The 7,839-nt window shown below is 63.2% G+C and carries 5 protein-coding genes; all 5 read right to left on the bottom strand.

Annotation, left to right across the window (positions count from 1 at the left end; translation table 11 throughout):
* On the bottom strand, positions 1–407 hold a 407-nt coding region (locus AC4DF4_RS18710; RefSeq protein ID WP_490049613.1), incomplete at its 3' end, for a chemotaxis protein CheB.
* Positions 408–736: 329 nt separating this feature from the next.
* Positions 737–2,140 (bottom strand): UTP--glucose-1-phosphate uridylyltransferase, encoded by a 1,404-nt coding sequence (locus AC4DF4_RS18705; RefSeq protein WP_490049612.1) that lies wholly within the window; start codon positions 2,138–2,140, stop codon positions 737–739.
* 225 nt (positions 2,141–2,365) lie between these two features.
* Positions 2,366–5,035 (bottom strand): protein kinase domain-containing protein, encoded by a 2,670-nt coding sequence (locus AC4DF4_RS18700; RefSeq protein WP_490049611.1) that lies wholly within the window; start codon positions 5,033–5,035, stop codon positions 2,366–2,368.
* 109 nt (positions 5,036–5,144) lie between these two features.
* Positions 5,145–6,677, bottom strand: a complete 1,533-nt coding sequence (locus tag AC4DF4_RS18695; protein WP_490049610.1) for a PLP-dependent transferase — start codon at positions 6,675–6,677, stop codon at positions 5,145–5,147.
* Positions 6,678–6,684: 7 nt separating this feature from the next.
* Entirely contained in the window at positions 6,685–7,671 is a 987-nt protein-coding gene (locus AC4DF4_RS18690) for a lysophospholipid acyltransferase family protein (protein ID WP_490049609.1), read from the bottom strand.
* Between the last annotated feature and the right edge of the window lie 168 nt (positions 7,672–7,839).

Genomic DNA, 7,839 nt, shown 5'->3' with positions numbered 1-7,839 from the left:
GCAGAAGATTCGTCCTGGGCGAAAGTCACTCCCCCCGCTGATTTGATCTCCTGAATGCCGTGCGTCCCGTCCACCCCCGTCCCGGAAAGAATAATCCCAATCGCCCGAGCCCCCGAATCAACCGCCAACTCGTGGAAAAAGAAGTCGACCGCGCTCGGAAGTCTGCGGTCCGCATCCCGCGCCATGACCCGTAAGACCCCACCGGAAATCCCCATCTTCTTGTTGGGCGGAATAACGTAAACATGCCCCGGCTCGACCTTGAGTCGGTGCCGAGCCTCAACCACCGGCATCAACGTGGCCCGCGACAACAAAACAGCCATCGCACTCTCATGCGTGGGATCGAGATGCTGAATCAGCACCACCGCCATGCCAAAGTCCGGCGGTAAGGCTTTGAGCAAATGCGTCACCGCCTCCAATCCACCCGCCGAAGCCCCAATTCCAACCACCGGAAAAACTGTCTCTACAGCCTCACCTGAGGGGCGAATCCGCCGAGGTCGCTGCGAAGTTGGGGTTTTTGGCTGGGGGGACTTCATTAAAAAATGAATGGGGTTTCACTGAGATTCTTACCACCAACCCCCCCCCTTCGGCAACGTGAATCGCTTAAAACGACACTATTGTATAATGTAATTCTAAAAAAATATGACAGACAGACTCTCTTTTCCTCAAAGTTATTAAATGCAGCTCCGGCCATCCCCGGTCAGATTCGGAGCCGAGTGCCGTGACTCAGCGGTCGGCATCATCCGGTGTAGGTCCCGGCGGCCAGCCGCTTGGGTTCGGGATCGGGATTCGCGAGCGTGACGTCACCTTGGATGGCCACCCCGGCATCGACCACAAACGGGCCTTGGATCTTCAGACTGTGACACTGGCGGAGGGAGGGGGCTCCATGCGGAAAAGTTTTCTCCAATCCGTCGACGAGTTTGCAAGAGGCGTCGAGGGTGATGTGTGGCGGCTGGCCGGCGCGATCCGGGTGCAATTCGAGGCGCAGGTCATCCGTCAAGACGTAGGCATCGGATCGGACGACCAGTAGATCGGCGGTTGTTTTGACGGGCGCGAAGCGGGTGCGTGAGACTTCGATGGCTCCAGCATCGGGAAAGCACTCGATGGCGGCGCCCATGGCGGTCTCGAGCTGGAGCACGGCGGGGGAGGAGGGGTCGCGGGGGTCGGCGGTTTTTTTATTGATGATAATGGGGAGCGGGATGAGCCCGTCGAGGCGGAGCAACTCGTCGCGCAGGCGATCCAGTCTGATCCACAGGTTATTGGTATTGAAGAACTGGTGGCGATCGACGTCTTGAAACGCCTCTTCATCGGCGGGCGGGCACTGGGCGCTTTCGCGGAGCAGCAGGCGACCGTCGTGGCGGCGGCGGGCGAGGTGCCCGCCTTTGCGATCGGCGGCGGTCCGGCGGGTCACTTCCATGGCGAAGGCCTGACCGGATTGGGCGAACCATGCCAGCAGTGTTTCGTCGAGGGTGGCACCGAGATTATCGGCATTAGAAACAAAGGCGTAGCGCACGCCTTGGGCCAGCAACCGGTCCAGCCAGCCGCTGCCCAGCAGGCAGGCATAAATATCGCCATGTCCAGGCGGACACCATTCCAGATCCGGCTGGGCGGGCCAGCTTAAAGGGGCCAAATCTGCGGCTTGCACTTTGGGCACGCGGTTCTGCAGCAGTTCCAGCCCCGCGGGATCACCTAGAGCCGGCTGCCGCGCCGCCAGATACGCACACGTGTCGTCAGAAGTGCTGAAGCTGTTCATCAGCAGGAAATGCGGCGCCGCACCTCCGGTCTGCGCTCTCAACCGCAACAACTGGCGCGCGATCAAATCAAGAAAGGCATCCTCCCCGCGCACCGGCAACAGCGATTTGGCCTTCTCCAGCCCCATGCTGGTCCCCAATCCCCCATTCAGTTTGATGACGACAGTCTGGTGCAAAAGCTCAGGCTGCGGCGTGAGATCCAGCGCGGACGCCTGCGGCAGGCTGGTCACGGGCTCAATGGACGCCTCCTCCACCAGCCCAGTGGCCCCACGGCACAAGGCGTCATAACTGCCGGCAAAAGCGCGAATGGCGGCATCATTGAGCCCTGCAGCCCGCATCTTCTCGCGAAAGGGAACAAAGGCGGCAACACGGTCAACAGTGGGATGGCTCATGTATCTAAGCCTAGAAATAGACGACGCCGCCGCCAGTAGAAAAACACGGTTCCTCCGGCCGAGAAAAAGCCAGCCCAACAACGCCAACCCATGACCTCTGGCCCTCCCGGGGCGGCTCTGCGAGGCAGGAGTAAACCTGTACGCCCCTCCCTCGCTAAGCACGTGGCCGCGCACCGCCGGCGCGACCGGCTTTCCGCGATGAGGGGCTCAGCTTACTTTTTAGGTTTACTGGCGCACCCGGGCGAGGTGCATGCGGACCTCAGTCAGGCCGCGATCGATCAGGCCGTCTCCCGGGTTGGCCGCCGCCGCGGTCTCGTAATGGGCGACGGCTTTTTCGAAGCACGCTTGGGCGGCAGCAAGTTGTTTGGCGCCTTCGGCCACTTCTCCGACCACGCCGTAGCTGCGGGCGACGGCGATGCGATGCGAGAGGTCGACGGTAGAAATAGGCGGACCGGGCAGGTTCAACCGGTCGAGCAACTGCAGGGCCTGCTGAGCCTGGGTCATGGCTTCAGGTTTTTGGTCGAGCGCGACCAGCAAGTCGCTGAGGTCAGCGCGCAAGCGAGCCAGAGTGGTGGCCAGCGCCATATTGCCCGGGTCTTTTTCGAGCAGCGCCGCGACCATGTCGACGGCGCCTTTTTGATAATCAAGGGCTCGCGCAGCCTGGCCGTTTTCGCGAAGCAGCTGAGCCAGGTCGCCGTAACGGGCGGCCAGAATCATGCGGTAATCAGTCCGCTCGGGCGCCAGCTTGACGAGTTCACTCAGAATTTTGACCGCCTCGCCCTGGGCGCGCGCCGCGTCGCGAGCTTCCCCGTTCGCCTGCAAAATCGCCCCGGTCTCGCCATAACACTGAGCGAGCAGATCAAGGGCTTCTGGCTGGTCCCCGCACTCCAGCAACAGTTGCGCGGTCTCGACCTGCGTGGCCAACGCGGCTTCAGATTGGGAATTGCGGCGCTCGAGGCGACCGCGCAGCAGCAGGGCGCGAGCCACCCGGACTTTGTCCCCGGGCTGAGCATGGCGCGGGTCGTTCAGCAACTGGTTGGCCAGCTCAGCCGCCCGATCGACCCGGGTGGTAGCTGTCGGCAAATCACCCGAGACCCGGGCCAGTTCGGCCTGGGCCAGCACTAATTCACCATCCGCCACGCGGCGCATCAAGTCGGGTGGATGCCCGGCTTTCTCTGCCGCCGCCGAGACTTCAGCCAGCGAGGCCGCGAGCCCGCCCAGCACCGCCGGATCAGAATGGCCGCCGTCGAGACGCAAACGAGCGGCCGTCAGCAGGCAGTCCGCTGCGCGCAACCGCAGGGCTCCCGCTTGCGGATGCGAGGGATGGGCCGCCAGAAAAAAGACGATCTGCGCGCGGGCTTCTTCAAACCGGTCGGCCGCCTCCTGCGGAGCCCCGAGCGCGAGTTTGATATCAGCCAGATGACACCGGGCCCGCAGCAAACTTTCCGCCAGTTCAGGGTTTTTCCCGTGCGCCGTGATCACGCTGGAAAAATGCTCGTACCCGGCCAGCAGCAGGCGGGTCCGCTCTCCCTCGGCCGGAAGCTGAGCCGCCGCCTGCAGGAAACTCTCAAAAAACTGATCCGCCGCGGCTTGGCTGGCATCAAGATTCGCCTCCATGCGGCGATGACCAGCCAGCGCCTCCTCCAGAGCACGTCGCGCCTCCGCAAGCGAACGGTCGCGCTGAGCCATCCCCTCGGTGCTTTCCGACGAAAGACGAATCAGGTCGTTGGCCTGCTGAGCCGCCACCGCCCTAGCCCCGCGCAGCCCCGTATAGTGCAAAATAGATAATACCCCAAGGACCGCCGCCGCCGCCGTCGAAATCCCGGCCGTCCACTTCAGTCCACGCCCTGGTTCACCCGTCGGACGAACCGCCGGACGGCGGTCCGCCGCCGAAGCCGCCGAAGCCGCCGAAGCTGCCGCCTCCGCCTCCGCCGCCGTGGCTCGCCAGCGGTCACGCTCCGCCTGCCAAGCCGCCTGCTTCTCGTCCGCCTCCACCCGCTGGTCAATCGCCACCAAGGCGTCCCGCACTTCGCGCATATCCACCCAACGCTCGCCCGGAACCAGTCGCAAACATTTGTCCACGACCGCCCGGCGCGCCGATTCCGCCCCATCCACCGGAACCGCAGGCCAGGGCACTCCCGCTTCCTTCTCAATCAAGGCCGCAAATTCCACCGGATCAGGCAAATCAATCTCGCGCCACCGCTCCGCCCAGCCCCGTCCACGAGGAAAAACCCCCGTTAATAACCTAAACGCCGTCACCCCAAAAGCATACACATCCCACCGCTCACCCGTCCCAAACTGAATCTGCGTCGGGTTCCGCAACTGCTCCGGCGGCGCATACAACGCATGGTCCGCCAGCGGCAACGCCTCCACCCCACCCATCCAACCTTGCCCATAATCGGTAATCACCACCCGGCGAGGCCCTTCCCCCATAGGACCCTGATCAAGGAATACATTGCTGGTCTTGAAATTACAATGCACCACGGCATGCAAATGCAGACCGGCCAAGCCTTCCGCCATCTCAGCCACCCACCGCCACGCCGTACCCGCTTCCACCCGCCCGCACTCCGCCTCCACCGTCGCCCCCTCCACCCGGCCCAATCCCGGTACCCGCACCCCATACCACGGCATCACATACCACGTTTCCCCATCCACTCCCCCATCATGAAAATCAACCACCGGCACCACATGCGGCAATCCAGGCAAACCCCGGAGCTTTTCATAGCAGTACCCCACATACGCAGGATTCACCGCATCCACATCCAAAACCTTCACCGCACACACCTGCCCCCCATCCCGCATCGCCTCGTACACACGACCACACGCCCCATGCCCCATTAAACGCTGCCCGGTCAGCCCGGAAATACAGATTGGAGATTCAGTCGTCATCAGCATCAATACGGAAATTCACCCTGCTCACTCAGTCGTCCGAGTACGAGCCGCCAGTCTGAACCCGAGACTCGCAATTATCAAATCTTTTAGCGATATCACTATTGCGACGCATTTATTGCGGGAGGGCGTCTTGAAATCTGGCGATCAACTCGGCGGGATCCTCGAGGCCGATGGAGACACGGATGAGGTCACGACTGACGCCGCAGCGGGCGGCCCAGTCTAATTCGGTGTAGTGGGCGAGCAGGGTGTACGGGCAGGCCAGCGAATAATTGGTCCCGAGGCTGGGGCCTTTGCAGAGGCGGAGGCGGTCGAAGAAAGACGGGGTGGCGGCGGGATCGCGCAGGGTCAGGGACAGGAGCATGCCGTGACCGCTGGAGGAGGAGAGACCGGGCCGGCGCAGAGCGGCGCAGGCCGCTTCCTGAGCGGGGTTGAGGCTGGGGTAATGCACGCGCTCGACTGCGGGATGAGCGGCCAGCCACGCGGCCACGGTGGCGGCGGAGGCGCTCATGCGGTGGACGCGCTCGACAAAATCCCGCGAATTTTTCTCCAGAACCACGGCATCTGGGCCAAAGAGTGGCGCTGCGGCCTCCTGCGCGGACAGCAGCCGCCGCAGGGAATCGGCCCAGACGCTGCGGCCGGACACGATGACGGCCCCGGCGAGTACGTCGCCGACGCCGGAGAACGCCTTGGTCAGACTGGTGGTCACCACGTCCGCATGCGCGAGGGCATCGATGGCCGCGCACGTCGCAACGGTATCATCCGCCACGACCGGAAACCCATGAGCGGCCGCCAGCCGGGCCACTGCCGGCAAGTCGGGCATTTCAATCAACGGGTTGCTCGGCAGTTCGGTATACAGACCGGCCAGCGGTTCGCGGGCGGCCAGCGCCGCCAGCCCAGCCATGGTTTCGCCGCCGACACCGGGCAGGAAGCGCACCCCAGCGCCAAATTCTTCCTGGACCTTAAGCACGTCGACGTACGGGAATCCGAGTTGCGCGGTGGGCAGCCCGGGCCGCAGCAATCCGAGGGTCCGCTGCACAGCATGCACTCCGGCCATGCCACTGCAAAAAAGAAACACATGGTCAGCCGGCTGGCCCGTCAAGGCGGCAAGACGCTGGCGGATAAGGGACTGGGCCGCCGCGCCCGAGGATTCAGCCTCACGAAATTCAGACGCCCCCCATCCGGCCAGCAAAGATTCCGCCAACCGGCTGGACACGCCCTGCCCGCTAAACCGCCAGTAAAGCCGGGCCGTCTTCTCCGCCTCGGCCGGGAAAATCACCGCCGTCGCATCAGTGGCGTCATCACCGTCCTCATGCAGCCGACGCACCGCCACCCCGCACACATCCTCCTTTAACAAAATCCAATCCGCCGCCGCCGCCGCCGCTTCCGGCGTGGGAAACACAAGCACTTTTTCCCCGTCCCCCGCCTTCTCGCGCGCCACCCGAGCCAACAACTCCGTCACCAACGGATGACAGAAAAACCGCGGATACCCAGCCTGCATCCTTCCCGTCACCGCCGGATCAGCCTCCTCATACCCAATCACGCCGGCCCACGTCGGCAAACACACGGAAACCGCATGCCGAGAATCAGGAATGGGACGGCCCAGATCAGCCGCCTCCCACAGTGGATCATTAATAAGGTCGCGCATGAATAAATTAAGTGACAGAGGCCAGCTCCCGCTCAAGGGCATCAAATTTTTTCGAACGATTGGCATAGGCCGGGTACTCGCGGCCCTCTTGGTCAGCTGGCCGATGACGGAAATGCTTGTACATCCAGAGCCACCCCTCCGGTTGACTCCGGATGACGGGCTCAAAGAGGTCCCAAATCTGCTGAGCAATCAGGTGGGCGGGCTGCTCTAGGGTGAAATGGTGCGCGGGCCAGAGGCGCAGGCGGTAGGTGCCATCAGGTTGTGGCAGCGTCAGCATCGGCACCACCGGGCGACCGGTGCGTTGGGCGAGCGCCGCATGAAGCTGAGTCGCGCTCATTTTCAAGCCGAATGCGCGCACCACGGTGGCGGCCTGATCCGGGCGCACCGTCAGGTCGCACAGAAAAGACGAATGCCCGCCCCGCTTCAGGTTCTTGAACAGCCTCAGCATAGCGCCCTCTGACGAAATCATCGTCTGCCCGCTGTGGCCGCGAGCCGCCGCAAAAATCGGCGTCAGCTCGGGGTTTTTAAAGTCCTGCGCGACAATCATCATCGGAACCCCCCACCACGGCATGACCGTGGCAATCCACTCGAAATTGGAATAATGCGGGCAGCACCAGATCGCCCCGGTCGCTGCCACCGCATCGGGTAACCCAGGGTCATCCGGAACAATCGTAAAATGCTCGCGCCAGTTCTCCGCCGTGAGATTCACTCCCCAGAACAGGTCGATCATCGTTTGCGCAAAGGAAATGTAGCTTTTGCGGAGCACAGATTTCCGCCAAGCGGCCGATCGTTCCGGAAAAACGACTCGCAAGTTCTCCCGACCAGTGGCCCGGCCGCGGGCATCCACCATGTACCCGATCCAGCCGGCAACCCGGGCCCATCGCCGGGCGGCCGGACGCGACAATCGGGGCACTCCCCAAGCCACCGCGCGGACGGCCCACGCCTCCACCCGGTGACGCAGACGCCGCAAGCGGCCTGGTTCTGCTCCTGACATCCCCCGGCCATAGCGCGCGCCACGGGATTCGCAAGGCGCGACGCGGCTTTCCCCCGGCTGTTCTTGACCTCGACGGGAAATGCATGGAAGTACACATTCGTCAACAATCAGCGGATAATAAAACAAATCCGCGCGCCCCTACGCCCATATTATCATGCCCCTCACGGC

The sequence above is a fragment of the Luteolibacter sp. genome (assembly GCF_058122085.1).
The sequence above is the reverse complement of the archived record's forward strand: the minus strand, read 5'-3'. Positions and strand labels throughout refer to the sequence as shown.